The 25,524-nt window shown below is 67.1% G+C and carries 35 protein-coding genes; all 35 read left to right on the top strand.

What is annotated here, in order from left to right; translation table 11 throughout:
* The first annotated feature begins 39 nt into the window (after window positions 1-39).
* The 35 genes from ACIP9H_RS28135 (at window position 40) to rpsK (ending at window position 25,373) form a co-directional block, all read left to right on the top strand.
* Window positions 40-3,939 carry a DNA-directed RNA polymerase subunit beta' gene (locus tag ACIP9H_RS28135; RefSeq protein ID WP_401596894.1) on the top strand — a complete coding sequence of 1,300 codons (3,900 nt, stop codon included), beginning with the start codon at window positions 40-42 and terminating at the stop codon, window positions 3,937-3,939.
* A 118-nt stretch (window positions 3,940-4,057) separates the two neighbouring features.
* The gene (locus ACIP9H_RS28130) at window positions 4,058-4,501 is read left to right on the top strand and encodes a DUF1707 and DUF4190 domain-containing protein (RefSeq protein WP_401961441.1); all 444 of its coding nucleotides are present in this window, start codon (window positions 4,058-4,060) and stop codon (window positions 4,499-4,501) included.
* 279 nt (window positions 4,502-4,780) lie between these two features.
* The gene (gene rpsL, locus ACIP9H_RS28125) at window positions 4,781-5,152 is read left to right on the top strand and encodes a 30S ribosomal protein S12 (protein WP_014144289.1); all 372 of its coding nucleotides are present in this window, start codon (window positions 4,781-4,783) and stop codon (window positions 5,150-5,152) included.
* Between the two features lie 2 nt (window positions 5,153-5,154).
* A complete protein-coding gene (rpsG, locus tag ACIP9H_RS28120) occupies window positions 5,155-5,625 on the top strand; it encodes a 30S ribosomal protein S7 (protein ID WP_018558864.1) in 471 nt (156 codons plus the stop codon).
* A 39-nt stretch (window positions 5,626-5,664) separates the two neighbouring features.
* Entirely contained in the window at window positions 5,665-7,791 is a 2,127-nt protein-coding gene (fusA, locus tag ACIP9H_RS28115) for an elongation factor G (protein ID WP_401596898.1), read from the top strand.
* 171 nt (window positions 7,792-7,962) lie between these two features.
* Window positions 7,963-9,156 carry an elongation factor Tu gene (gene tuf / locus ACIP9H_RS28110; RefSeq protein ID WP_319658478.1) on the top strand — a complete coding sequence of 398 codons (1,194 nt, stop codon included), beginning with the start codon at window positions 7,963-7,965 and terminating at the stop codon, window positions 9,154-9,156.
* A gap of 210 nt (window positions 9,157-9,366) precedes the next feature.
* Window positions 9,367-10,551: a S8 family peptidase gene (locus ACIP9H_RS28105; protein WP_401961438.1), complete on the top strand. Its 1,185-nt coding sequence runs from the start codon at window positions 9,367-9,369 to the stop codon at window positions 10,549-10,551.
* Window positions 10,552-10,953: 402 nt separating this feature from the next.
* Window positions 10,954-11,262: a 30S ribosomal protein S10 gene (gene rpsJ, locus ACIP9H_RS28100; RefSeq protein ID WP_014144312.1), complete on the top strand. Its 309-nt coding sequence runs from the start codon at window positions 10,954-10,956 to the stop codon at window positions 11,260-11,262.
* A 14-nt stretch (window positions 11,263-11,276) separates the two neighbouring features.
* Window positions 11,277-11,921 (top strand): 50S ribosomal protein L3, encoded by a 645-nt coding sequence (gene rplC, locus ACIP9H_RS28095; protein ID WP_401596904.1) that lies wholly within the window; start codon window positions 11,277-11,279, stop codon window positions 11,919-11,921.
* 4 nt (window positions 11,922-11,925) lie between these two features.
* Window positions 11,926-12,576, top strand: a complete 651-nt coding sequence (rplD, locus tag ACIP9H_RS28090) for a 50S ribosomal protein L4 (RefSeq protein ID WP_401596906.1) — start codon at window positions 11,926-11,928, stop codon at window positions 12,574-12,576.
* On the top strand, window positions 12,576-12,902 hold the full coding sequence (gene rplW, locus ACIP9H_RS28085; protein WP_319139009.1) for a 50S ribosomal protein L23: 327 nt from the start codon (window positions 12,576-12,578) through the stop codon (window positions 12,900-12,902). The genes rplD and rplW overlap by 1 nt, the downstream gene beginning before the upstream one ends.
* A 47-nt stretch (window positions 12,903-12,949) precedes the next feature.
* A complete protein-coding gene (gene rplB / locus ACIP9H_RS28080; RefSeq protein WP_360902510.1) occupies window positions 12,950-13,786 on the top strand; it encodes a 50S ribosomal protein L2 in 837 nt (278 codons plus the stop codon).
* A gap of 12 nt (window positions 13,787-13,798) precedes the next feature.
* Window positions 13,799-14,080: a 30S ribosomal protein S19 gene (rpsS, locus tag ACIP9H_RS28075; protein WP_018558873.1), complete on the top strand. Its 282-nt coding sequence runs from the start codon at window positions 13,799-13,801 to the stop codon at window positions 14,078-14,080.
* A 49-nt stretch (window positions 14,081-14,129) separates the two neighbouring features.
* Entirely contained in the window at window positions 14,130-14,477 is a 348-nt protein-coding gene (rplV, locus tag ACIP9H_RS28070) for a 50S ribosomal protein L22 (protein WP_018558874.1), read from the top strand.
* The gene (gene rpsC / locus ACIP9H_RS28065; protein WP_401596912.1) at window positions 14,477-15,316 is read left to right on the top strand and encodes a 30S ribosomal protein S3; all 840 of its coding nucleotides are present in this window, start codon (window positions 14,477-14,479) and stop codon (window positions 15,314-15,316) included. Before rplV ends, rpsC begins: the two co-directional genes overlap by 1 nt.
* A gap of 5 nt (window positions 15,317-15,321) precedes the next feature.
* A complete protein-coding gene (rplP, locus tag ACIP9H_RS28060; RefSeq protein WP_360902502.1) occupies window positions 15,322-15,741 on the top strand; it encodes a 50S ribosomal protein L16 in 420 nt (139 codons plus the stop codon).
* Window positions 15,741-15,965: a 50S ribosomal protein L29 gene (gene rpmC / locus ACIP9H_RS28055; protein ID WP_319658486.1), complete on the top strand. Its 225-nt coding sequence runs from the start codon at window positions 15,741-15,743 to the stop codon at window positions 15,963-15,965. The genes rplP and rpmC overlap by 1 nt, the downstream gene beginning before the upstream one ends.
* On the top strand, window positions 15,965-16,249 hold the full coding sequence (gene rpsQ, locus ACIP9H_RS28050; RefSeq protein ID WP_401596917.1) for a 30S ribosomal protein S17: 285 nt from the start codon (window positions 15,965-15,967) through the stop codon (window positions 16,247-16,249). The genes rpmC and rpsQ overlap by 1 nt, the downstream gene beginning before the upstream one ends.
* Window positions 16,250-16,406: 157 nt before the next feature.
* Complete coding sequence (gene rplN, locus ACIP9H_RS28045) at window positions 16,407-16,775, top strand: 50S ribosomal protein L14 (protein ID WP_360902498.1); 369 nt, start codon at window positions 16,407-16,409, stop codon at window positions 16,773-16,775.
* A 3-nt stretch (window positions 16,776-16,778) separates the two neighbouring features.
* Window positions 16,779-17,102, top strand: coding sequence for a 50S ribosomal protein L24 (rplX, locus tag ACIP9H_RS28040; protein ID WP_360902495.1), 324 nt, complete (start codon window positions 16,779-16,781; stop codon window positions 17,100-17,102).
* Window positions 17,102-17,671 carry a 50S ribosomal protein L5 gene (rplE, locus tag ACIP9H_RS28035; protein WP_360902492.1) on the top strand — a complete coding sequence of 190 codons (570 nt, stop codon included), beginning with the start codon at window positions 17,102-17,104 and terminating at the stop codon, window positions 17,669-17,671. The genes rplX and rplE overlap by 1 nt, the downstream gene beginning before the upstream one ends.
* 3 nt (window positions 17,672-17,674) lie before the next feature.
* A complete protein-coding gene (locus ACIP9H_RS28030; protein ID WP_003948630.1) occupies window positions 17,675-17,860 on the top strand; it encodes a type Z 30S ribosomal protein S14 in 186 nt (61 codons plus the stop codon).
* Between the two features lie 212 nt (window positions 17,861-18,072).
* Window positions 18,073-18,471: a 30S ribosomal protein S8 gene (gene rpsH / locus ACIP9H_RS28025; protein ID WP_401596922.1), complete on the top strand. Its 399-nt coding sequence runs from the start codon at window positions 18,073-18,075 to the stop codon at window positions 18,469-18,471.
* A 21-nt stretch (window positions 18,472-18,492) separates the two neighbouring features.
* A complete protein-coding gene (gene rplF, locus ACIP9H_RS28020) occupies window positions 18,493-19,032 on the top strand; it encodes a 50S ribosomal protein L6 (protein ID WP_401596924.1) in 540 nt (179 codons plus the stop codon).
* A 3-nt stretch (window positions 19,033-19,035) separates the two neighbouring features.
* Window positions 19,036-19,419, top strand: a complete 384-nt coding sequence (gene rplR / locus ACIP9H_RS28015) for a 50S ribosomal protein L18 (RefSeq protein ID WP_401596926.1) — start codon at window positions 19,036-19,038, stop codon at window positions 19,417-19,419.
* A gap of 40 nt (window positions 19,420-19,459) precedes the next feature.
* The gene (gene rpsE / locus ACIP9H_RS28010; protein ID WP_319658494.1) at window positions 19,460-20,065 is read left to right on the top strand and encodes a 30S ribosomal protein S5; all 606 of its coding nucleotides are present in this window, start codon (window positions 19,460-19,462) and stop codon (window positions 20,063-20,065) included.
* The gene (gene rpmD / locus ACIP9H_RS28005; protein WP_018558884.1) at window positions 20,065-20,247 is read left to right on the top strand and encodes a 50S ribosomal protein L30; all 183 of its coding nucleotides are present in this window, start codon (window positions 20,065-20,067) and stop codon (window positions 20,245-20,247) included. Before rpsE ends, rpmD begins: the two co-directional genes overlap by 1 nt.
* A 1-nt stretch (window position 20,248) precedes the next feature.
* A complete protein-coding gene (gene rplO, locus ACIP9H_RS28000; protein WP_401596931.1) occupies window positions 20,249-20,713 on the top strand; it encodes a 50S ribosomal protein L15 in 465 nt (154 codons plus the stop codon).
* A 210-nt stretch (window positions 20,714-20,923) separates the two neighbouring features.
* Complete coding sequence (gene secY, locus ACIP9H_RS27995; protein ID WP_360902476.1) at window positions 20,924-22,237, top strand: preprotein translocase subunit SecY; 1,314 nt, start codon at window positions 20,924-20,926, stop codon at window positions 22,235-22,237.
* Window positions 22,237-22,911: an adenylate kinase gene (locus ACIP9H_RS27990; protein ID WP_401596933.1), complete on the top strand. Its 675-nt coding sequence runs from the start codon at window positions 22,237-22,239 to the stop codon at window positions 22,909-22,911. The genes secY and ACIP9H_RS27990 overlap by 1 nt, the downstream gene beginning before the upstream one ends.
* 91 nt (window positions 22,912-23,002) lie before the next feature.
* Entirely contained in the window at window positions 23,003-23,842 is an 840-nt protein-coding gene (gene map / locus ACIP9H_RS27985; RefSeq protein WP_401596936.1) for a type I methionyl aminopeptidase, read from the top strand.
* Window positions 23,843-23,973: 131 nt separating this feature from the next.
* The gene (gene infA / locus ACIP9H_RS27980; protein WP_003956442.1) at window positions 23,974-24,195 is read left to right on the top strand and encodes a translation initiation factor IF-1; all 222 of its coding nucleotides are present in this window, start codon (window positions 23,974-23,976) and stop codon (window positions 24,193-24,195) included.
* Window positions 24,196-24,224: 29 nt separating this feature from the next.
* Window positions 24,225-24,338 (top strand): 50S ribosomal protein L36, encoded by a 114-nt coding sequence (gene rpmJ / locus ACIP9H_RS27975; protein WP_003956441.1) that lies wholly within the window; start codon window positions 24,225-24,227, stop codon window positions 24,336-24,338.
* A gap of 184 nt (window positions 24,339-24,522) precedes the next feature.
* Window positions 24,523-24,903, top strand: a complete 381-nt coding sequence (gene rpsM, locus ACIP9H_RS27970) for a 30S ribosomal protein S13 (protein ID WP_089226450.1) — start codon at window positions 24,523-24,525, stop codon at window positions 24,901-24,903.
* A 65-nt stretch (window positions 24,904-24,968) separates the two neighbouring features.
* Window positions 24,969-25,373, top strand: coding sequence for a 30S ribosomal protein S11 (rpsK, locus tag ACIP9H_RS27965; protein ID WP_003956432.1), 405 nt, complete (start codon window positions 24,969-24,971; stop codon window positions 25,371-25,373).
* Window positions 25,374-25,524 lie beyond the last annotated feature (151 nt).

Raw genomic sequence — 25,524 nt, 5'->3', positions numbered from 1 at the left:
TGTTTGACTTTCGACCCCGAAAGAGGGATTGACGACAAAGTGCTCGACGTCAACTTCTTCGACGAGCTGCGGATCGGCCTTGCGACCGCGGACGACATCAGGCAGTGGTCTCACGGCGAGGTCAAGAAGCCGGAGACCATCAACTACCGCACCCTGAAGCCGGAAAAGGACGGGCTCTTCTGCGAGAAGATCTTCGGCCCCACCCGGGACTGGGAGTGCTACTGCGGCAAGTACAAGCGTGTCCGCTTCAAGGGCATCATCTGCGAGCGCTGCGGCGTCGAGGTCACTCGCGCCAAGGTGCGTCGTGAGCGGATGGGCCACATCGAGCTGGCCGCTCCCGTGACCCACATCTGGTACTTCAAGGGCGTTCCGTCGCGGCTGGGCTACCTGCTCGACCTCGCCCCGAAGGACCTGGAGAAGGTCATCTACTTCGCCGCCTACATGATCACGTGGGTGGACGAGGAGCGGCGCACCCGCGACCTGCCCTCGCTGGAGGCCCAGGTCTCCGTCGAGCGCCAGCAGGTCGAGCAGCGCCGTGACGCGGACATCGAGTCCCGGCAGAAGAAGCTCGAGGCCGACCTCGGCGAGCTGGAGGCCGAGGGCGCCAAGTCCGACGTGCGCCGCAAGGTGCGCGAGGGCGCCGAGCGTGAGATGAAGCAGCTGCGCGACCGCGCCCAGCGCGAGCTGGACCGGCTCGACGAGGTGTGGTCCCGCTTCAAGAACCTCAAGGTCCAGGACCTGGAGGGTGACGAGCTGCTCTACCGCGAGCTGCGGGAGCGCTTCGGCACCTACTTCCAGGGTTCGATGGGTGCCGCGGCGCTGCAGAAGCGCCTGGAGTCCTTCGACCTGGACGAGGAGGCCGCCAAGCTCCGCGAGATCATCCGTACCGGCAAGGGCCAGAAGAAGACCCGTGCGCTCAAGCGTCTCAAGGTCGTCTCCGCCTTCCTGCAGACCACCAACAAGCCGCAGGGCATGGTGCTGGACTGCGTCCCGGTGATCCCGCCGGACCTGCGTCCGATGGTGCAGCTGGACGGTGGCCGCTTCGCGACCTCCGACCTGAACGACCTGTACCGCCGCGTCATCAACCGCAACAACCGCCTCAAGCGCCTCCTCGACCTCGGTGCCCCCGAGATCATCGTGAACAACGAGAAGCGCATGCTCCAGGAGGCCGTCGACGCGCTCTTCGACAACGGCCGCCGCGGCCGCCCGGTCACGGGCCCCGGCAACCGTCCGCTGAAGTCGCTGTCCGACATGCTCAAGGGCAAGCAGGGCCGGTTCCGTCAGAACCTGCTCGGCAAGCGCGTCGACTACTCGGCCCGTTCGGTCATCGTCGTCGGCCCGCAGCTCAAGCTGCACCAGTGCGGTCTGCCGAAGGCCATGGCGCTGGAGCTCTTCAAGCCGTTCGTGATGAAGCGCCTGGTGGACCTCAACCACGCGCAGAACATCAAGTCGGCCAAGCGCATGGTCGAGCGCGGCCGCACGGTCGTGTACGACGTGCTCGAAGAGGTCATCGCCGAGCACCCGGTGCTGCTGAACCGTGCGCCGACCCTGCACCGCCTGGGCATCCAGGCCTTCGAGCCGCAGCTGGTCGAGGGCAAGGCCATCCAGATCCACCCGCTCGTCTGCACCGCGTTCAACGCGGACTTCGACGGCGACCAGATGGCCGTGCACCTGCCGCTGTCCGCGGAGGCGCAGGCCGAGGCCCGCATCCTGATGCTGTCCTCGAACAACATCCTCAAGCCCGCCGACGGCCGTCCGGTGACGATGCCGACGCAGGACATGGTCCTGGGTCTGTTCTTCCTCACCACGGACGCGGAGGAGCGCGAGCTCAAGGGTGAGGGCCGGGCGTTCGGCTCGTCCGCCGAGGCGATCATGGCCTTCGACGCCCGCGAGCTGTCGCTGCAGTCGCGGATCGACATCCGCTTCCCGATCGGCACCGTCCCGCCGCGTGGCTGGACCCCGCCGGCGGACGTGGAGGGCGAGGAGCCCTGGCAGATCGGCGACTCCTTCCGGCTGAACACGACCCTGGGGCGTGCGCTCTTCAACGAGCTGCTGCCCGAGGACTACCCGTTCGTGGACTACCCGGTGGGCAAGAAGCAGCTCTCCGAGATCGTCAACGATCTCGCCGAGCGCTACCCGAAGGTCATCGTGGCGGCGACGCTCGACAACCTGAAGGCGGCGGGCTTCCACTGGGCGACCCGTTCCGGCGTCACCGTGGCCATCTCCGACATCGTCGTTCCCGAGGCGAAGAAGGGGATCATCGCCGGCTTCGAGGCGCAGGACGAGAAGGTCCAGAAGCAGTACGAGCGTGGTCTGATCACCAAGGACGAGCGCACGCAGGAGCTCATCGCGATCTGGACGAAGGCGACCAACGACGTCGCCGAGGCCATGCGCGAGAACTTCCCGAAGACCAACCCGATCTTCATGATGGTCGACTCGGGTGCCCGTGGAAACATGATGCAGATGCGTCAGATCGCGGGTATGCGTGGCCTGGTGTCCAACGCCAAGAACGAGACCATCCCGCGTCCCATCAAGGCCTCGTTCCGTGAGGGCCTGACCGTGCTGGAGTACTTCATCTCCACCCACGGTGCCCGTAAGGGTCTGGCCGACACCGCTCTGCGCACCGCCGACTCGGGTTACCTGACTCGTCGTCTGGTGGACGTCTCCCAGGACGTCATCATCCGCGAGGAGGACTGCGGCACCGACCGCGGCCTCAAGCTGGCGATCGCCGAGCGCTCCGAGGACGGCTCGCTGCGCAAGACGGACGACGTCGAGACCAGCGTGTACGCGCGCTGCCTCGCCGAGGACGTCGTGGTGGACGGGCGTGTCCTGGCCACCGCCGGCACCGACCTGGGCGACGTGCTCATCGAGCAGCTCATCCACAACGGTGTCTCCGAGGTCAAGACCCGCTCGGTCCTGACCTGCGAGTCCGCGGTGGGCACCTGCGCGATGTGCTACGGCCGTTCGCTCGCGACCGGCAAGCTGGTGGACATCGGCGAGGCGGTCGGCATCATCGCCGCCCAGTCCATCGGTGAGCCCGGCACCCAGCTGACGATGCGTACCTTCCACACCGGTGGTGTGGCCGGTGACGACATCACCCAGGGTCTGCCGCGTGTCGTCGAGCTCTTCGAGGCCCGTACGCCCAAGGGTGTCGCCCCGATCTCGGAGGCGGCCGGCCGCATCCGCATCGAGGAGACCGAGAAGACCAAGAAGATCGTCATCACCCCGGACGACGGCTCCGAGGAGATCGCCTACCCGATCTCCAAGCGTGCCCGTCTGATGGTCGGCGAGGGCGACCACGTCGAGGTCGGCGAGAAGCTGACCGTGGGTGCCACCAACCCGCACGACGTGCTGCGCATCCTGGGTCAGCGGGCCGTGCAGGTCCACCTGGTCGGGGAAGTCCAGAAGGTCTACAACTCGCAGGGTGTGTCGATCCACGACAAGCACATCGAGATCATCATCCGGCAGATGCTCCGCCGGGTGACGATCATCGAGTCCGGCGACGCGGAGCTGCTGCCGGGCGAGCTGGTCGAGCGCGGCCGCTTCGAGACCGAGAACCGTCGGGTCGTGGCGGAGGGTGGCCACCCGGCCTCCGGCCGTCCGCAGCTGATGGGTATCACCAAGGCCTCGCTGGCGACCGAGTCCTGGCTGTCGGCCGCCTCCTTCCAGGAGACGACCAGGGTTCTGACGGACGCGGCGATCCACGCCAAGTCCGACTCCCTGCTCGGCCTGAAGGAGAACGTCATCATCGGCAAGCTCATCCCGGCCGGTACGGGTCTGTCCCGTTACCGCAACATCCGGGTCGAGCCGACCGAGGAGGCCAAGGCCGCGATGTACTCGGCCGTCGGCTACGACGACATCGACTACAGCCCGTTCGGCACCGGCTCCGGCCAGGCCGTTCCGCTGGAGGACTACGACTACGGCCCGTACAACGGCTGACGTCCACGTCATCACGCCGAAGGGCGGTCACCCTCACGGGGGTGGCCGCCCTTCGGCCGTCCGCGCCCGTCTTCGGGCACTATGGGAGGACGGAGCGGATCGGGGAGGTGGTGCGACGGTGCTTGCCGGTGATGCCGCTCGCGAGCGGACGGTGGAAGTGCTCAAGGACGCGTACACCGAGGGACGGCTGACGCTCCAGGAGTACGAGGAGCGCATCGGGCGCGCGTACGAGTCGCGTACTTACGGTGAACTGGACGTCCTGGTGCTGGACATCCCGCGGCCGCGGCCGGTGCCGCCGCCCGGCGTCAACGCCAAGGCCCTCGCCGCGCTGATCTGCGGCATAGGCGGAGTGTTCCTGGGGCTCACCGCCCTGCCGGCGATCGTGCTGGGTCACCTGGCGCGCCGGGAGATCCGCCGTACGGGTGAGCAGGGAGACGGGCTGGCGCTGGGCGGCCTGGTGCTGGGCTATGTCGTGACGGCGCTGCTGCTGCTCGTGACGGTGCTCGTGGTGGTGCTCGTGTCCGTGGTGGCCAACGAGGTCACGTCACCCGGCGGCCCTTGACAGACGGGGACATACCGGGCGCGACGGAGCGAAATCCCATTTGTTTTGACCGGAGCGGGTGCGCTGGGTACGCTCTGACCTTGTGCCTGGGGTGTGCCCGGGTTCCTGCGCGTGCACTTGTCCGTGCGGGATTCCGAGGCCGAACGCCGCGACACGCCGACAATACGCACTTTCCGTTTCGGTGGGAAGCGTATGGGGCTCGCGACACACCCGACCGCGTGGGTCGGGGAAACCCCAGGTTAGAAGTATCGAGATCGGCACACAGAAACCGGAGAAACGGTGCCTACGATCCAGCAGCTGGTCCGAAAGGGCCGGCAGGACAAGGTCGAGAAGAACAAGACGCCCGCGCTGAAGGGTTCCCCGCAGCGCCGCGGCGTCTGCACGCGCGTCTACACGACCACCCCGAAGAAGCCGAACTCTGCCCTGCGCAAGGTCGCCCGTGTGCGACTGACCAGCGGCATCGAGGTCACCGCTTACATCCCGGGTGAGGGTCACAACCTGCAGGAGCACTCCATCGTGCTCGTGCGTGGTGGCCGTGTGAAGGACCTGCCGGGTGTTCGCTACAAGATCATCCGCGGTTCGCTTGACACCCAGGGTGTCAAGAACCGCAAGCAGGCCCGCAGCCGCTACGGCGCCAAGAAGGAGAAGTAAGAATGCCTCGTAAGGGCCCCGCCCCGAAGCGCCCGGTCATCATCGACCCGGTCTACGGTTCTCCTCTGGTGACGTCGCTCGTCAACAAGATCCTCCTGCACGGGAAGCGCTCCACCGCCGAGCGCATCGTGTACGGCGCCCTCGAGGGCCTGCGCGAGAAGACCGGCCAGGACCCGGTCATCACGCTCAAGCGCGCCCTGGAGAACGTCAAGCCCTCCCTGGAGGTCAAGTCCCGCCGTGTCGGTGGTGCGACCTACCAGGTCCCGATCGAGGTCCGCCCCGGTCGTGCCAACACCCTGGCGCTGCGCTGGCTCGTGGGTTACTCCCGCGCGCGCCGCGAGAAGACCATGACCGAGCGTCTGATGAACGAGCTGATGGACGCCAGCAACGGTCTGGGTGCCGCGGTCAAGCGCCGCGAGGACACCCACAAGATGGCCGAGTCCAACAAGGCCTTCGCGCACTACCGCTGGTAGTCGCTACCCCATCGAGAACCGAGAGAAGACTGAAGCCTTATGGCTACCACTTCACTTGACCTGGCCAGGGTCCGCAATATCGGGATCATGGCCCACATCGACGCGGGCAAGACGACGACCACCGAGCGGATCCTGTTCTACACCGGTGTCTCGTACAAGATCGGTGAGGTCCACGACGGCGCTGCCACGATGGACTGGATGGAGCAGGAGCAGGAGCGCGGCATCACGATCACGTCTGCCGCGACCACCTGTCACTGGCCGATGGACAACGTCGACCACACGATCAACATCATCGACACGCCGGGCCACGTCGACTTCACCGTCGAGGTGGAGCGTTCGCTGCGCGTGCTCGACGGTGCCGTGACGGTGTTCGACGGTGTCGCCGGTGTCGAGCCGCAGTCCGAGACCGTGTGGCGTCAGGCGGACCGCTACGGCGTGCCGCGTATCTGCTTCGTCAACAAGCTTGACCGTACCGGCGCGGAGTTCCACCGCTGCGTCGACATGATCAAGGACCGGCTGGGCGCGACGGCGATCGTCATGCAGCTGCCGATCGGTGCCGAGGCCGACTTCAAGGGCGTTGTGGACCTGGTCCGCATGAAGGCCCTGGTCTGGTCCGCGGAAGCGACCAAGGGCGAGATGTACGACGTCGTCGACATCCCGGCCACGCACACCGAGGCGGCCGACGAGTGGCGCGGCAAGATGCTCGAGGCCGTCGCCGAGAACGACGAAGAGATGATGGAGCTGTACCTGGAGGGCACTGAGCCCACCGAGGAGCAGCTGTACGCGGCCATCCGCCGCGTCACCATCAACTCCGGCAAGGGCGACGGCGTCACCGTCACCCCGGTCTTCTGCGGCACCGCCTTCAAGAACAAGGGCGTGCAGCCCCTGCTCGACGCGGTCGTGCGCTACCTCCCCTCCCCGCTGGACGTCGAGGCCATCGAGGGCCACGCGGTCGGCAACGCGGAGGAGGTCGTCAAGCGCAAGCCGTCCGACGAGGAGCCGCTGTCGGCGCTGGCGTTCAAGATCATGAGCGACCCGCACCTCGGCAAGCTCACCTTCGTCCGCGTGTACTCCGGCCGTCTGGAGTCCGGCACCGCCGTGCTGAACTCCGTGAAGGGCCGCAAGGAGCGCATCGGCAAGATCTACCGCATGCACGCGAACAAGCGTGAGGAGATCGAGTCGGTGGGCGCCGGCGACATCGTCGCCGTCATGGGCCTGAAGCAGACCACCACCGGTGAGACGCTGAGCGACGAGAAGCACCCGGTGATCCTGGAGTCCATGGACTTCCCGGCGCCGGTCATCCAGGTCGCGATCGAGCCCAAGTCCAAGGGCGACCAGGAGAAGCTGGGTGTCGCCATCCAGCGTCTCGCGGAGGAGGACCCCTCCTTCCAGGTCCACTCGGACGAGGAGACCGGCCAGACCATCATCGGCGGTATGGGCGAACTGCACCTCGAGGTGCTGGTCGACCGCATGCGCCGTGAGTTCAAGGTCGAGGCCAACGTCGGCAAGCCGCAGGTGGCGTACCGCGAGACCATTCGCAAGAAGGTCGAGCGGATCGACTACACCCACAAGAAGCAGACCGGTGGTACGGGCCAGTTCGCGAAGGTCCAGATCGCCATCGAGCCTCTCGAGGGTGGCGACGCCAACTACGAGTTCGTCAACCAGGTCACCGGTGGCCGCATCCCCCGCGAGTACATCCCGTCGGTGGACGCGGGTGCGCAGGAGGCCATGAAGTTCGGCATCCTGGCCGGCTACGAAATGGTGGGCGTCCGCATCATCCTTCTCGACGGTGCCTACCACGAGGTCGACTCCTCCGAGCTGGCGTTCAAGATCGCCGGTTCGCAGGCCTTCAAGGAGGGCGCGCGCAAGGCGAGCCCCGTGCTGCTCGAGCCGATGATGGCCGTCGAGGTCACCACGCCCGAGGAGTCCATGGGCGACGTCATCGGCGACATCAACTCCCGCCGTGGCCAGATCCAGGCCATGGAGGAGCGCGCCGGCGCCCGCGTCGTCAAGGCCCTGGTCCCGCTGTCGGAGATGTTCGGCTACGTCGGCGACCTCCGCAGCAAGACGTCGGGTCGCGCAAGCTACTCGATGCAGTTCGACTCCTACGCCGAGGTTCCCAAGAACGTCGCCGAGGAGATCATCGCGAAGGCCAAGGGCGAGTAACCGCAGTTCTTCACGCTGCGCACACGCCGTAGGCTTGACCGGGAGGCTTCGGGGTATTCCGCCGCAAACCGCAAGGGGAGCGTCGGGTACCCCGGCCGCCCGCAACCCAGCAAAGATCACCTGGCGCCGATGAAGTAAGGCGTACCAGAACCACTTCACAGGAGGACCCCAGTGGCGAAGGCGAAGTTCGAGCGGACTAAGCCGCACGTCAACATCGGCACCATCGGTCACATCGACCACGGTAAGACGACCCTCACGGCCGCCATTACCAAGGTGCTGCACGACGCGTACCCGGACCTGAACGAGGCCTCGGCCTTCGACCAGATCGACAAGGCTCCCGAGGAGCGCCAGCGCGGTATCACCATCTCCATCGCGCACGTCGAGTACCAGACCGAGGCGCGTCACTACGCCCACGTCGACTGCCCGGGTCACGCGGACTACATCAAGAACATGATCACCGGTGCCGCGCAGATGGACGGCGCCATCCTCGTGGTCGCCGCCACCGACGGCCCGATGCCGCAGACCAAGGAGCACGTGCTCCTGGCCCGCCAGGTCGGCGTTCCCTACATCGTCGTCGCCCTGAACAAGGCCGACATGGTGGACGACGAGGAGATCCTGGAGCTCGTCGAGCTCGAGGTCCGCGAGCTGCTCTCCGAGTACGAGTTCCCGGGCGACGACCTGCCGGTCGTGCGCGTCTCCGCGCTCAAGGCCCTCGAGGGCGACAAGGAGTGGGGCGAGAAGCTCCTCGGCCTCATGTCCGCCGTGGACGAGGCCATCCCCACCCCCGAGCGCGACGTCGACAAGCCGTTCCTGATGCCGATCGAGGACGTCTTCACGATCACCGGTCGTGGCACCGTCGTCACCGGCCGCATCGAGCGTGGTGTCCTCAAGGTCAACGAGACCGTCGACATCATCGGCATCAAGACCGAGAAGACCACCACCACGGTCACCGGCATCGAGATGTTCCGCAAGCTGCTCGACGAGGGCCAGGCCGGTGAGAACGTCGGTCTGCTGCTCCGCGGCATCAAGCGCGAGGACGTCGAGCGCGGCCAGGTCATCATCAAGCCGGGTTCGGTCACGCCGCACACCGACTTCGAGGCCCAGGCCTACATCCTGTCGAAGGACGAGGGTGGCCGTCACACCCCGTTCTTCAACAACTACCGCCCGCAGTTCTACTTCCGTACCACGGACGTGACCGGCGTCGTGACCCTCCCCGAGGGCACCGAGATGGTCATGCCGGGCGACAACACCGCCATGACGGTCGCGCTGATCCAGCCGATCGCCATGGAGGAGGGCCTGAAGTTCGCCATCCGCGAGGGTGGCCGGACCGTCGGCGCCGGCCAGGTCACCAAGATCCTGAAGTAAGGATCCCGGCGATCTGCCGCTTGCCGTAGGCGAGCTGTACGAGGGCCCCGGCCCACCGCGTGAGCGGTGGGCCGGGGCCCTCGGTGTTGTGCCGGCGGCAGGCGGCGGCCGGGTACCACCAATGGCGCTCCGGGCGGGCGGGGTCCGGTGACCGGGTGTTACGAATGATTGCGTTCGGTGCACACCCGTACGAGTCCTGGAGCCCCCCGCATGCGCATATCCCCGCGCCGGCTCGCGGCCGTCGCCGCAGCCCTCACGGCCTCTCTCGCCGTCCCGGCAGGCACCTCCGGGGCGGTGGCGCCGCCCCCGGCCCCGGCGCCGCTCAGGATGGCCGCTGAGGGCGGTATCGCGGGGCAGTACCTGGTGACCCTGGCGGCCGGCACGGACCCGCGGTCGGTTGTGCGGGAGGTGGGCGCGGCGCCCATGTTCACGTACACCAGCGCCCTGTTGGGCTTCGCGGCCAGGCTGACCGACCGGCAGGTCACGGAGCTGCGCACGGTGCCCGGTGTGCGGGCGGTGGAGCAGGACGCGGTGGTGACGGTGCCCCGGCCGCGGGCGGTGACGACCTTCGCCGACGACGTCTCGTGGGGCCTGGCCCGGATCAACCACCGGGAGGCGGGCGCGACCGGCTTCTCGGTGCGCGCGACCGGCGCCAAGGTCACCTCGTACATCATCGACACCGGTATCGACTTCGGGCACGAGGAGTTCGGCGGGCGGGCGGTGTCCGGCTACGACGTCGTGGGGGACGGCCGGGACGGCGTGGACTGCAACGGCCACGGCACCCATGTCGCCGGGACGGTCGGCGGCGCGCACTCGGGCGTGGCCCGCGGCACCCGCCTGGTGTCGGTGCGGGTGCTGGGCTGCGACGGGAGCGGTTCGATCGCCTCGGTCGTGGCGGGCGTCAACTGGGTGGCGGAGCACGCCGTGAAGCCGGCCGTCGCCAACCTGTCCGTCGGCGGGCCGCACACGGAGGCCTCGGAGCGGGCGGTCGAGGGGCTGGCCGCGGCCGGGGTCTTCCCGGTCGTCGCGGCGGGCAACGGCGACACCGACGCCTGCGGTACCTCGCCGGCGGGGGCCCCGGACGCGTACACCGTCGCCGCCGTCGACGAGTCCGACCGCAAGGCGGAGTTCAGCAACTGGGGCCCGTGCGTGGACATCAACGCGCCGGGCACGAACATCACCTCGGCCGCCCGGGGCGGCGGTTTCACGAGGATGAGCGGCACGTCCATGGCGGCGCCCCATGTCACCGGCGTCGCCGCGCTCTACAAGGACACCCACGGCGACGTGCCGACGGCCGCCCTGGCAGCCTGGCTGACCGCGAACGCCACGCCGGACGTGCCCGCGCAGCTGCCCGCCGGGACACCGCGGCTGCTGCTGTACACCGGGGGCCTGTGACCCGGGCCCGGGGGCGGGTTTGGAGTCCGGCGCGGGCGGGGTAAGCTACCCGGCCCGATTGGCGTCCGGCACGTCCGGTATGGCAGACTAGCCGGGTTGCTCGGTCGAGCGCCGATGTTGCGCGCCTCCCGTCGGGAGGACCGGAAGCGAGTCCCACAGTACTCGTCGTCACTCTCCGCCCCAGGCGGGGTGGCGGACGTACGGGAATCTTCCGGGAAGTGTCAGCGGGGTGCTCACCAGGCGCTCGGTGGGTGTCTTCTCCCACGTATCCCCTCCCTGAGGGTCTCCGCCATGCGGAGATTTACAAGAAGGGGCGCGACACGCCCGACCGCGTGGGTCGGAGAAGACGGTCGAACCACCGAGTTCCAGAGCGTTACTACTAGACAGGACTACGAAGTAGCCATGGCGGGACAGAAGATCCGCATCCGGCTCAAGGCCTACGACCACGAGGTCATCGACTCTTCGGCGAAGAAGATCGTCGAGACGGTGACGCGTACTGGTGCGCAGGTCGCGGGCCCGGTGCCGCTGCCCACTGAGAAGAACGTGTACTGCGTCATCAAGTCGCCGCACAAGTACAAGGACTCGCGCGAGCACTTCGAGATGCGCACGCACAAGCGCCTGATCGACATCCTCGACCCGACGCCCAAGACCGTTGACTCGCTGATGCGCCTGGACCTTCCGGCCGGCGTTGACATCGAGATCAAGCTCTGAGAGGCGCGGAACAGATGGCTAAGCAGATCAAGGGCATCCTGGGCGAGAAGCTCGGCATGACCCAGGTCTGGGACGAGAACAACCGTGTCGTCCCGGTGACCGTGGTCAAGGCCGGTCCGAACGTCGTGACCCAGGTCCGTACGAACGAGGTCGACGGTTACGAGTCGGTCCAGATCGCCTTCGGCGAGATCGACCCGCGCAAGGTGAACAAGCCCCTCAAGGGCCACTTCGCCAAGGCCGACGTGACCCCCCGCCGCCACCTGGTGGAGCTCCGCACCTCCGACGCCGCCGAGTACAGCCTCGGCCAGGAGATCACCGCCGAGCTCTTCGAGGCCGGCGTGAAGGTGGACGTCACCGGCAAGAGCAAGGGCAAGGGCTTCGCCGGTGTCATGAAGCGTCACAACTTCAAGGGCCTCGGCGCCGGTCACGGCACCCAGCGCAAGCACCGCTCTCCCGGTTCCATCGGTGGCTGCGCCACCCCGGGCCGTGTGTTCAAGGGGATGCGCATGGCGGGCCGCATGGGCAACGAGCGGGTCACCACCCAGAACCTGACCATTCACGCCGTTGACGCGGAGAAGGGCCTGCTGCTCATCAAGGGCGCGGTTCCCGGCCCGAACGGCGGCCTCGTCCTGGTCCGCACCGCGGCCAAGGGGGCCTGAGGACATGAGCACCATTGACATTCTGTCGCCCGCCGGCGACAAGACCGGGACCCTTGAGCTCCCGGGCGAGATCTTCGACGCGAAGGTCAGCATCCCGCTGATCCACCAGGTCGTCGTGGCGCAGCTGGCCGCCGCCCGTCAGGGCACGCACAAGGTCAAGACGCGTGGCGAGGTCCGCGGTGGCGGCAAGAAGCCGTACCGCCAGAAGGGCACCGGCCGCGCCCGTCAGGGTTCGACCCGCGCCCCGCAGTTCGCCGGTGGTGGCGTCGTGCACGGTCCCGTGCCGCGTGACTACTCGCAGCGGACCCCGAAGAAGATGAAGGCCGCCGCCCTGCGCGGTGCCCTCACCGACCGGGCGCGTCACAACCGCATCCACGTCGTGACCGGCGTCATCGAGGGCGAGTCCCCGTCGACGAAGGCCGCCAAGGTGCTGCTGGGCAAGATCAGCGACCGCAAGAACGTGCTGCTCGTCGCCGACCGCGCCGAAGAGGCCGCGTGGCTGTCCGCGCGCAACCTGCCCCAGGTGCACATCCTGGAGGCCGGCCAGCTGAACACGTACGACGTGCTCGTCTCCGACGACGTGGTCTTCACCAAGGCCGCCTTCGACCGCTTCATCGGTAACGGCGCCGCCGAGACCGAAGGGAGCGACGCCTGATGGCCGAGCAGACCGCGATCACCAGCCGGACCTTCACGGACCACCGTGACATCCTGGTCAAGCCGGTGGTCTCCGAGAAGAGCTACGCGCTGCTGGACGAGAACAAGTACACGTTCGTCGTCGACCCGCGCGCGAACAAGACCCAGATCAAGCAGGCCGTCGAGGCGGTCTTCTCGGTCAAGGTCACCGGGGTCAACACGATCAACCGTCAGGGCAAGCGCAAGCGCACCAAGACCGGTTTCGGCAAGCGCAAGGACACCAAGCGCGCCATCGTGACCCTCGCCGAGGGCGACCGCATCGACATCTTCGGCGGCCCGGTCTCCTAACGGGGACCGGTACGTGTCGAAGTCCGGAATATTCCGAGGACTGAGAAATGGGTATCCGCAAGTACAAGCCGACGACCCCGGGCCGTCGTGGCTCCAGCGTCGCCGACTTTGTCGAGGTCACGCGGTCCACGCCGGAGAAGTCGCTGGTCCGCCCCCTGCACAGCAAGGGCGGCCGTAACAACGCCGGTCGTGTGACCGTTCGCCACCAGGGTGGTGGCCACAAGCGCGCCTACCGCGTGATCGACTTCCGTCGTCACGACAAGGACGGCGTGCCGGCCAAGGTCGCGCACATCGAGTACGACCCCAACCGCACCGCGCGCATCGCGCTCCTGCACTACGCGGACGGCGAGAAGCGCTACATCCTGGCCCCGGCCAAGCTGAGCCAGGGTGACCGGATCGAGAACGGCCCCGGGGCCGACATCAAGCCGGGCAACAACCTGCCGCTGCGCTACATCCCGGTCGGTACGACGGTGCACGCCATCGAGCTGCGTCCCGGCGGCGGCGCGAAGATCTCCCGTTCCGCGGGCTCTTCGGTGCAGCTGCTGGCGAAGGAGGGCTCCATGGCCACCCTTCGCATGCCGTCCGGTGAAGTCCGCCTGGTCGACGTCCGCTGCCGCGCCACCATCGGTGAGGTCGGCAACGCCGAGCAGTCGAACATCAACTGGGGCAAGGCCGGCCGTATGCGCTGGAAGGGCGTCCGCCCGACCGTCCGCGGTGTGGCCATGAACCCCGTCGACCACCCGCACGGTGGTGGTGAGGGCAAGACCTCCGGTGGTCGCCACCCGGTCAGCCCGTGGGGTCAGAAGGAAGGTCGTACTCGCTCGCCGAAGAAGGCCAGCAGCAAGTACATCGTCCGCCGCCGCAAGACGAACAAGAAGCGCTAGGAGCGGGTTTAGATGCCGCGCAGTCTCAAGAAGGGGCCCTTCGTCGACGACCACCTGATCAAGAAGGTGGACGTTCAGAACGAGGCCGGTACCCACAACGTCATCAAGACCTGGTCCCGCCGCTCGATGATCATCCCGGCGATGCTGGGCCACACGATCGCGGTGCACGACGGCCGTAAGCACGTCCCGGTGTTTGTCACCGAGTCGATGGTCGGCCACAAGCTCGGCGAGTTCGCGCCGACCCGCACCTTCCGCGGCCACGAGAAGGACGACCGCAAGTCGCGTCGTCGCTGACCTGCGGAGCGGAAAAGTGACGACAAAGACAGACACCGAAGGGACAACCATGGAAGCCAGGGCCCAGGCGCGGTACATCCGCGTCACGCCCATGAAGGCCCGCCGCGTGGTGGACCTCATCCGTGGCATGAGTGCCACGGAGGCTCAGGCGGTCCTGCGTTTCGCCCCGCAGGCCGCGAGCGTGCCGGTGGGCAAGGTGCTCGACAGCGCCATTGCCAACGCCGCGCACAACTACGACCACACCGACGCCCAGTCGCTGTACATCAGCGAGGCGTTCGTGGACGAGGGCCCGACCCTGAAGCGGTTCCGTCCGCGTGCGCAGGGTCGTGCCTACCGGATCCGTAAGCGGACCAGCCACATCACCGTGGTCGTCAGCAGCAAGGAAGGAACCCGGTAATGGGCCAGAAGGTTAACCCGTACGGGTTCCGCCTCGGCATCACCACGGACTTCAAGTCCCGGTGGTACGCCGACAAGCTGTACAAGGACTACGTCAAGGAAGACGTCGCCATCCGCCGGATGATGACGCAGGGCATGGAGCGGGCCGGCATCTCCAAGGTGGAGATCGAGCGCACCCGTGACCGCGTCCGCGTCGACATCCACACCGCCCGGCCGGGCATCGTCATCGGCCGTCGCGGCGCGGAGGCCGACCGCATCCGCGGCGACCTGGAGAAGCTGACCGGCAAGCAGGTCCAGCTGAACATCCTCGAGGTCAAGAACCCGGAGACGGACGCTCAGCTGGTGGCCCAGGCCGTCGCCGAGCAGCTGTCCTCCCGCGTCTCCTTCCGTCGTGCCATGCGCAAGAGCATGCAGAGCACGATGAAGGCCGGCGCCAAGGGCATCAAGATCCAGTGCGGTGGCCGTCTCGGCGGCGCCGAGATGTCCCGCTCGGAGTTCTACCGCGAGGGTCGCGTTCCGCTGCACACGCTGCGCGCCAACGTCGACTACGGCTTCTTCGAGGCCAAGACGACCTTCGGCCGTATCGGCGTGAAGGTCTGGATCTACAAGGGCAATGTCAAGAACATCGCCGAGGTCCGCGCGGACAACGCCGCTGCCCGTGCCGGCAACCGCCCGGCCCGCGGCGGCGCCGGCGGCGGTGGCGGCAACGAGCGCCCGCAGCGCCGCGGTGGCGAGCGCGGCGGCCGCGGCCGTCGTCCTCAGGGTGACGCCCAGGCCCCCAAGGCCGAGGCGACCACCGCTGAGGCTCCGGCCGCGGAGACCACTGGAACGGAGGCCTGACCCCCATGCTGATCCCCCGTCGGGTCAAGCACCGTAAGCAGCACCACCCCAACCGCGATGGCATGGCCAAGGGTGGCACCGAGCTGGCGTTCGGTGAGTACGGCATCCAGGCCCTGACCCCGGCCTACGTGACGAACCGGCAGATCGAGTCCGCTCGTATCGCCATCACCCGTCACATCCGCCGTGGCGGCAAGGTCTGGATCAACATCTACCCGGACCGTCCCCTCACGAAGAAGCCGGCCGAAACCCGCATGGGTTCCGGTAAGGGCTCCCCTGAGTGGTGGATCGCGAACGTCAAGCCCGGTCGGGTGATGTTCGAGCTGTCCTTCCCGAACGAGAAGGTTGCGCGTGAGGCGCTCACCCGAGCTGCCCACAAGCTTCCGATGAAGTGCCGGATCGTCCGGCGCGAGGCAGGTGAGCTGTGATGGCGGCCGGTACCAAGGCGACCGAGCTGCGTCAGCTGGGCGACGAGGAACTCGTCGGCAAGCTGCGTGAGGCCAAGGAGGAGCTGTTCAACCTCCGCTTCCAGGCGGCCACCGGACAGCTCGAGAACAACTCCCGGCTGAAGATCGTCCGCAAGGACATCGCCCGGATCTACACCCTCATGCGTGAGCGTGAGCTCGGCATCGAGACGGTGGAGAACGCCTGATGAGCGAGAAGAATGTGACTGAGAGCAGCGAGCAGCGCGGCGACCGCAAGACCCGTGAGGGTCTCGTGGTGAGCGACAAGATGGACAAGACCGTCGTGGTCGCCGTCGAGGACCGTGTCAAGCACGCCCTCTACGGCAAGGTCATCCGCCGCACCAACAAGCTCAAGGCGCACGACGAGCAGAACGCCGCGGGCATCGGCGACCGTGTCCTCCTCATGGAGACCCGGCCGCTGTCCGCGAGCAAGCGCTGGCGCGTCGTCGAGATCCTCGAGAAGGCCAAGTAACACCCGCCGGCAGCCGGATCGGCCGCGTGTTCGCACGCGGCCGGTCCGGAGCCGGTCAGCAATTCCTGCGGGGAACATCCCGCAGGACGGTTCCGCCAGGCTCGCAGAGTGATCCGCAAGGATCCTGCGGGAACCGGCAGACGATCAGGAGATAGACGTGATCCAGCAGGAGTCGCGACTCCGCATCGCCGACAACACTGGTGCGAAGGAAATCCTTTGCATCCGTGTGCTCGGCGGCTCAGGTCGCCGCTACGCGGGAATCGGTGATGTCATCGTCGCCACCGTCAAGGACGCGATCCCCGGTGGCAACGTGAAGAAGGGCGACGTCGTCAAGGCGGTCGTCGTGCGCACCGTCAAGGAGCGCCGCCGTGCCGACGGCTCGTACATCCGCTTCGACGAGAACGCGGCCGTCATCCTCAAGAACGACGGTGACCCCCGCGGCACCCGCATCTTCGGCCCCGTGGGCCGGGAGCTGCGCGAGAAGAAGTTCATGAAGATCATCTCGCTCGCGCCGGAGGTGCTGTAACCGATGAAGATCAAGAAGGGCGACCTGGTCCAGGTCATCACCGGCAAGGACAAGGGCAAGCAGGGCAAGGTCATCGCGGCCTACCCCACTGAGGACCGTGTCCTGGTCGAAGGTGTCAACCGGGTCAAGAAGCACACGAAGGCCGGCCAGACGGACCGCGGTTCGAAGACCGGCGGCATCATCACGACCGAGGCCCCCGTCCACGTCTCCAACGTCCAGCTGGTCGTGGAGAAGGACGGCAACAAGGTCGTCACTCGCGTCGGCTACCGCTTCGACGACGAGGGCAACAAGATCCGCGTTGCGAAGCGGACCGGTGAGGACATCTGATGACTACCACCGACACGACGCACGTGAAGCCGCGTCTGAAGGCGCGCTACCGCGAGGAGATCGCGGGCAAGATGCGTGACGAGTTCCAGTACGAGAACGTCATGCAGATCCCCGGTCTCACCAAGATCGTGGTCAACATGGGTGTGGGCGACGCCGCCCGCGACTCCAAGCTGATCGAGGGCGCGATCCGCGACCTCACCACGATCACCGGCCAGAAGCCGGCCGTCACCAAGGCCCGGAAGTCCATCGCGCAGTTCAAGCTGCGTGAGGGTCAGCCGATCGGCGCCCACGTCACCCTCCGCGGTGACCGCATGTGGGAGTTCCTGGACCGGCTGCTGTCGCTCGCGCTTCCGCGCATCCGCGACTTCCGCGGCCTGTCGCCGAAGCAGTTCGACGGCCGTGGCAACTACACCTTCGGTCTCACGGAGCAGGTCATGTTCCACGAGATCGACCAGGACAAGATCGACCGCACCCGGGGTATGGACATCACCGTGGTGACCACGGCGACCAACGACGCTGAGGGCCGCGCGCTCCTTCGTCACCTCGGCTTCCCGTTCAAGGAGGCGTGAGCCGTGGCGAAGAAGGCTCTTATCGCGAAGGCCGCCCGCAAGCCCAAGTTCGGCGTGCGTGGCTACACGCGCTGCCAGCGCTGCGGCCGTCCGCACTCCGTGTACCGCAAGTTCGGCCTGTGCCGTGTGTGCCTTCGTGAGATGGCGCACCGCGGCGAGCTGCCGGGCGTGACCAAGAGCTCCTGGTAACAACCCTTCTGGGTTGTGCCGGGACTCTCGGTGAGCATCAAGGACGGCGGGAGCCCAGCCCCGCATACCGTAAGGTAGAAGGGTTGGGCGCTCGTCGCCCATGACCGTCTTACTACGCCGTAGGTCCCCGCGCCGCACCCGTCCCCAGTCTGAGTGGGGGAGAGGGATGGCGCAGATAGGAAACCCCGGCGAGAGAGGCCTAAGGCCATCACATGACCATGACTGACCCGATCGCAGACATGCTGACACGTCTGCGGAACGCGAACTCCGCGTACCACGATGACGTCACCATGCCGTTCAGCAAGATCAAGTCGCACATCGCGGAGATCCTCCAGCAGGAGGGTTACATCACCGGCTGGAAGGTCGAGGACGCCGAGGTCGGCAAGGCCCTCGTTCTCGAGCTGAAGTTCGGTCCGAACCGCGAGCGCTCGATCGCCGGCATCAAGCGCATCAGCAAGCCCGGTCTGCGGGTCTATGCAAAGTCCACCAACCTGCCGAAGGTGCTCGGCGGCCTGGGCGTGGCGATCATCTCCACCTCCCACGGGCTCCTCACCGACAAGCAGGCGAACAAGAAGGGCGTGGGTGGGGAAGTCCTCGCCTACGTCTGGTAGTCGGGAAACGGAGGTAAAGCCATGTCGCGAATTGGACGGCTGCCCATCCCGGTTCCCGCCGGCGTGGACGTCACCATCGATGGCCGGACGGTCTCGGTGAAGGGCCCCAAGGGTTCCCTGACCCACACCGTTGCCGCGCCGATCGACATCGCCAAGGGCGAGGACGGCACCCTGCAGGTGTCGCGCCCGAACGACGAGCGTCAGAACAAGGCCCTGCACGGCCTGTCCCGCACGCTGGTGGCGAACATGATCACCGGCGTGACCGCGGGCTACGTGAAGAAGCTCGAGATCAGCGGTGTCGGCTACCGCGTCCAGGCGAAGGGCTCCAACCTGGAGTTCGCCCTGGGCTACAGCCACCCGATCCTTGTCGAGGCCCCCGAGGGCATCTCCTTCAAGGTCGAGAACCCCACCCGGTTCTCGGTCGAGGGCATCGACAAGCAGAAGGTCGGCGAGGTCGCCGCGAACATCCGCAAGCTGCGGAAGCCCGACCCGTACAAGGCCAAGGGCGTCAAGTACGAGGGCGAAGTCATCCGCCGCAAGGTCGGAAAGGCGGGTAAGTAAGCCATGGCATACGGTGTGAAGATCGCCAAGGGCGATGCTTACAAGGGCGCGGCCAAGAAGCGCCGCCACATCCGGGTCCGCAAGCGTGTCTCGGGCACCGAGGCGCGTCCGCGCCTGGTCGTGACCCGGTCCAACCGCGGTATCACGGCGCAGGTCATCGACGACCTCAAGGGCCACACGCTGGCCTCGGCGTCGCACCTGGACACCTCGATCCGTGGTGTCGAGGGCGACAAGACCGAGCAGGCGAAGAAGGTCGGCCAGCTGGTCGCCGAGCGCGCCAAGGCGGCCGGTGTCGAGACCGTCGTGTTCGACCGTGGTGGCAACCGGTACGCCGGGCGCATTGCCGCCCTTGCCGACGCCGCCCGCGAAGCCGGGCTCGGTTTCTGAGCCGGTTCCGTAGCTAGCGGAAACAGAGAGAGGTAATCCAATGGCTGGACCCCAGCGCCGCGGTGGCGGTGCCGGTGGCGGCGAGCGGCGGGACCGGAAGGGCCGTGACGGCGGCGCAGCTGCTGCCGAGAAGACCGCGTACGTTGAGCGCGTTGTCGCGATCAACCGCGTCGCCAAGGTTGTGAAGGGTGGTCGTCGCTTCAGCTTCACCGCGCTGGTCGTGGTGGGCGACGGTGACGGCACCGTGGGTGTCGGTTACGGCAAGGCCAAGGAGGTGCCGGCCGCCATCGCCAAGGGCGTTGAGGAGGCCAAGAAGCACTTCTTCAAGGTCCCCCGCATCCAGGGCACCATCCCCCACCCCATCCAGGGCGAGAAGGCCGCGGGCGTTGTCCTGCTCAAGCCTGCTTCTCCCGGTACGGGTGTGATCGCCGGTGGTCCGGTGCGCGCCGTTCTGGAGTGCGCCGGCATCCACGACGTTCTGTCGAAGTCGCTCGGCTCCGACAACGCGATCAACATCGTGCACGCCACGGTGGCCGCTCTTCAGGGCCTGCAGCGCCCCGAGGAGATCGCCGCCCGCCGTGGCCTGCCCCTGGAGGACGTGGCTCCCGCGGCTCTGCTCCGGGCGCGTGCTGGGGTGGGTGCGTAATGGCTCGCCTCAAGGTCACGCAGGTCAAGTCGTACATCGGCAGCAAGCAGAACCACCGTGACACCCTGCGTTCGCTCGGCCTGAAGCGGCTGAACGACGTCGTGGTCAAGGAGGACCGCCCGGAGATCCGCGGCATGGTCCACACCGTCCGCCACCTCGTCACGGTCGAGGAGGTCGACTGACATGGGAACCGACAACACGTCGAACCCGCTGAAGGTCCACAACCTCCGTCCGGCCCCCGGTGCCAAGACCGCCAAGACCCGTGTGGGTCGTGGTGAGGCGTCCAAGGGCAAGACGGCCGGTCGTGGTACCAAGGGCACCAAGGCCCGTTACCAGGTTCCGGCGCGCTTCGAGGGTGGGCAGATGCCCCTCCACATGCGTCTGCCGAAGCTGAAGGGCTTCAAGAACCCCTTCCGCACCGAGTTCCAGGTCGTGAACCTGGACAAGCTGACCGCGCTCTACCCCGAGGGTGGCGAGGTCACGGTGGCCGATCTGGTCGCCAAGGGCGCGGTGCGCAAGAACCAGCTCGTCAAGGTGCTCGGCACCGGCGAGGTCTCCGTCGCGCTGCAGGTTTCCGTTGACGCGGTCTCCGGCTCCGCCAAGGAGAAGATCACCGCTGCGGGCGGCTCGGTCACCGAGCTCGTCTGAGAGTGATGCAACACCCGACCGGGGATGTTCCGCACATTGTGCGGAGCATCCCCGGTTGTTCATTCCAAGCGATGGTCCTGCGCCGGTAAGGTGGCAGACGCTGCTAGTCTCGTGAAGCCTGTGTGCTGACGCGGGTCTGGGACCACACTCGTATTCGTTGCTGTTCAACCGTTACCTCCCGCCCAAGAAGCGGGGGGCGCAGGAGGCACCGTGCTCACCGCGTTCGCCCGGGCGTTCAGGACGCCCGACCTGCGCAAGAAGCTGCTGTTCACGCTGGGCATCATGGTGCTGTTCCGGCTGGGTGCGCACATCCCGATCCCGGGGATCGACTACCAGGTCGTGAACCAGTGCATCAAGGAGGTGCAGGGTAGCCAGGGTCTCTTCGGCCTGGTGAACCTCTTCAGCGGCGGCGCGCTCCTTCAGCTGACCATCTTCGCGCTCGGGATCATGCCGTACATCACGGCGAGCATCATCCTGCAGCTGCTGACCGTGGTCATCCCCCGGCTCGAGGCCCTCAAGAAGGAGGGTCAGGCCGGCCAGACCAAGATCACGCAGTACACCCGTTACCTGACGGTGGCCCTCGCGGTCCTGCAGGGCACCGGCCTGGTGGCGACCGCCCGCTCCGGCAGCCTGTTCCAGGGATGCACCGAGCGCTTCAGCATCGTCCCGAACCAGTCGATCTTCACGACGGTCACGATGGTCATCACGATGACCGCGGGTACCGCGTTCATCATGTGGCTGGGCGAGCTGATCACCGACCGCGGTATCGGCAACGGCATGTCGATCCTGATGTTCCTGTCCATCGCGGCCGGCTTCCCCGGCGCCCTCTGGGCGATCAAGAAGTCCGGCAAGATCGCGGACGGCTGGGTCGAGTTCGGCGCGGTCATCCTCGTCGGCCTGGCGATGGTGGCCCTGGTGGTCTTCGTGGAGCAGGCGCAGCGCCGGGTTCCCGTGCAGTACGCCAAGCGCATGATCGGCCGCCGTTCCTACGGCGGTACGTCCACCTACATCCCGCTGAAGGTGAACCAGGCGGGTGTGATTCCCGTCATCTTCGCGTCATCGCTCCTGTACATCCCGTCACTGGTCGTCCAGTTCAGCGGATCCACCTCAACGTGGGCAAACTGGGTCAGGGACAACCTGGTCAAGGGCGATCACCCGGTCTACATCGTCACGTACTTCCTGCTGATCGTCTTCTTCGCCTTCTTCTACGTGGCCATCTCGTTCAACCCCGAGGAAGTCGCGGACAACATGAAGAAGTATGGTGGGTTCATCCCGGGCATCCGGGCTGGTCGACCCACCGCGGAGTACCTCAGCTACGTGCTCAACCGCATCACGTGGCCGGGCGCGATGTACCTGGGTCTGATCGCCCTGGTGCCCACTGTGGCGCTGGTGCTGTTCAACGCGAACCAGAACTTCCCGTTCGGCGGGACGAGCATCCTGATCATCGTGGGTGTCGGCCTGGAAACCGTGAAGCAGATCGAGAGCCAGCTTCAGCAGCGTAACTACGAAGGGTTCCTCCGCTGATGCGCATTGTCCTCGTCGGGCCCCCCGGGGCCGGCAAGGGTACGCAGGCCGCGTACCTTGCCAGGAACCTGTCGATCCCGCACATCTCCACGGGCGACCTCTTCCGGGCGAACATCAGCCAGGGCACGGAGCTGGGCCGCAAGGCCCAGGAGTACATGGACGCCGGCCGGCTGGTTCCCGACGAGATCACCATCGGCATGGCCCAGGACCGCATGCTGCAGCCGGACGCCGGGAACGGCTTCCTGCTGGACGGCTTCCCGCGGAACGTGGGCCAGGCCCAGGCGCTCGACACGATCCTCGCCGAGAACGGGATAGCGCTGGACGCCGTCCTGGACCTCGAAGTGCCCGAGGAAGAGGTCGTCAAGCGGATCGCCGGTCGCCGGCTGTGCCGCAAGGACGGGAGCCACGTCTTCCACGTGGTCTACAACCCTCCGGCCGCCGATGGTGTCTGCGACGAGTGCGGTGGCGAGCTCTACCAGCGCTCGGACGACACCGAGGAGAAGGTCCGGGTACGGCTCGAGGAGTACCACAGCAAGACCGAGCCGATCATCGACTATTACAAGCAGCAGGGCCTGGTCCGCACGATCTCGGCCCTGGGCAAGGTCTCCGAGGTCACCCAGCGGGCGATGGAAGCCCTGGGGGTCAAGAAGACCACGGGCGACAGCGCCGCCTGAACCCGTAGAAGTCCGTTACGGCCGCGGTGTCCGGGAGGACGCCGCGGCCGTACCGTTGAGCTAATCGCTGCACTGAGGAAGGCCAGAGCCGATGGTGGAGATCAAGACCCCCGAGCAGATCGCGAAGATGCGCGCCGCGGGGCTGGTCGTCGCGGCGGCGCTCAAGGCGTGCCGCGACGCGGTCGCGCCCGGGGTGAGCACCGGCGATCTGGACGAGATCGCGGCCAAGGTGATCGCCGACCACGGTGCCACCTCCAACTTCAAGGCCGACCACGGCGGTCTGTGGTTCCCCGGGGTCATCTGCGCGTCGGTGAACGACGAGGTCGTGCACGGCATCCCCGGCGGGCGGGTGCTGCAGGAGGGCGATCTGATCTCCATCGACTGCGGCGCGATCGTCGACGGCTGGCACGGCGACGCCGCGATCACCGTCCCGGTCGGTGCGGTCGCCCCGGAACTGCTGCAGCTGAGCGCGACCACCGAGGGCTCGATGTGGTCCGGCATCGCCCAGGTGAAGAAGAACAACCGGCTCCAGGACATCAGCCGCGGAGTGGAGTCCTACATCCGCCGGCAGCCGCTGCCCCCCAAGGGCAAGTACGGGATCGTCGAGGGCTACGGCGGCCACGGCATCGGCTCTGCCATGCACATGGAGCCGCACGTGCTGAACTACGTCGAGCGCGGCCGGGGCCGCGGGCCGAAGCTGGTGCCGGGCATGTGCCTGGCCATCGAGCCGATGGTCAGCCTGGGCACCCCGCACACCCGGGTGCTCGAGGACCAGTGGACGGTGGTCACCACCGACGGCACCTGGGCCTCGCACTGGGAGCACTCGGTCGCCGTGACCGAGCAGGGTCCGCTGGTCCTGACCGCCGAGGACGGCGGCAAGGCCAGGCTGGCGGAGTTCGGGGTCACGGCGGCGCCCGACCCGCTTGCTTAATGATCTTCATTCGGGGGCATACACCCCGGATTCGTCTTTCGCGGATGCCTGGCGTAGACTGACACGTCGGCTCACGTATGTCTTCAGGCATGCCAAAAGCCGACCAAGGTAGCCGATCCCGAAAGCAGGACATGGCCAAGAAGCAAGGCGCCATTGAGATCGAAGGCACTGTGATCGAATCTCTGCCGAACGCTATGTTCAAGGTGGAGCTGCAGAACGGTCACAAGGTCCTCGCGCACATCAGCGGCAAGATGCGGATGCACTACATCCGTATCCTCCCGGATGACCGAGTCGTTGTGGAGCTGTCTCCCTACGACCTCACGCGCGGACGGATCGTCTACCGCTACAAGTAGATCTCACGACCCGGAGAACCTGACATCCCATGAAGGTCAAGCCGAGCGTCAAGAAGATCTGCGACAAGTGCAAGGTGATCCGCCGTCACGGTCGGGTCATGGTCATCTGCGACAACCTGCGCCACAAGCAGCGCCAGGGCTGACGCACACCGACCTGCACTTCGCAGTTCTTCGCGCGACGCAAGCAACTCGTACATACGCAGCGCCCGTCGAGCCCCTCGCGGCTGACGACACCTCCGGCCGGGGGCCGGGGACCTGATCCGTACCTCGTACGGCGGTCAGGAGTGGGGCTGCGGAAGACCCCCGAACACCAACAGGAGCCATTGAATGGCACGCGTTTCAGGTGTTGACATCCCGCGCGAAAAGCGCGTGGAGGTCGCCCTCACCTACGTCTTCGGCATTGGGCGCACTCTCGCCCAGGAGACCCTCGCCGCCACGGGCGTGAACCCGAACACCCGCGTTCGCGACCTGGACGAAGAGGACCTGGTCAAGATCCGCGAGTACGTGGACGCCAACATCAAGACCGAGGGTGACCTCCGTCGCGAGATCCAGGCGGACATCCGTCGCAAGGTCGAGATCGGCTGCTACCAGGGTCTGCGCCACCGTCGCGGCCTGCCGGTCCACGGCCAGCGCACCCACACCAACGCCCGCACCCGCAAGGGCCCGCGTCGCGCCATCGCCGGCAAGAAGAAGCCGGGCAAGAAGTAGTCCTCAGCGGACGCTCGTCAGCGGTCTTCGCTGTAGGACCGACCACCTCCCGTAGGAGTTAGTAGATGCCCCCCAAGGGTCGTCAGGGCGCTGCCAAGAAGGTGCGCCGCAAGGAAAAGAAGAACGTCGCTCACGGCCACGCGCACATCAAGAGCACGTTCAACAACACCATCGTTTCGATCACGGACCCGTCCGGCAACGTGATCTCCTGGGCCTCCGCCGGCCACGTCGGCTTCAAGGGCTCGCGCAAGTCGACTCCGTTCGCCGCGCAGATGGCCGCCGAGTCGGCCGCGCGTCGCGCGCAGGAGCACGGCATGCGCAAGGTCGATGTGTTCGTCAAGGGCCCGGGCTCCGGCCGCGAGACCGCGATCCGCTCGCTCCAGGCCACCGGCCTGGAGGTCGGCTCGATCCAGGACGTCACGCCGACCCCGCACAACGGATGCCGCCCGCCGAAGCGCCGGCGCGTCTGACCAGTGGTGTGCCGGTGCCTCGCGCCGGCTGATCACGAGGGTTCCGGGCGGGGGGGGGGGGGGGCCCCCCCCCCCCCCCCCCCCCCCCCCCCCAAACCCCCCCCCCCCCCCCCCCCCCCCCCCCCCCCCCCCCCCCCCCCCCCCCCCCCCC

It is taken from the genome of Streptomyces sp. NPDC088732, from assembly GCF_044751205.1.
GTDB lineage: Bacteria > Actinomycetota > Actinomycetes > Streptomycetales > Streptomycetaceae > Actinacidiphila.
Note: the sequence above shows the minus strand (reverse complement) of the source record. Positions and strands in the feature narration are given on the sequence as shown.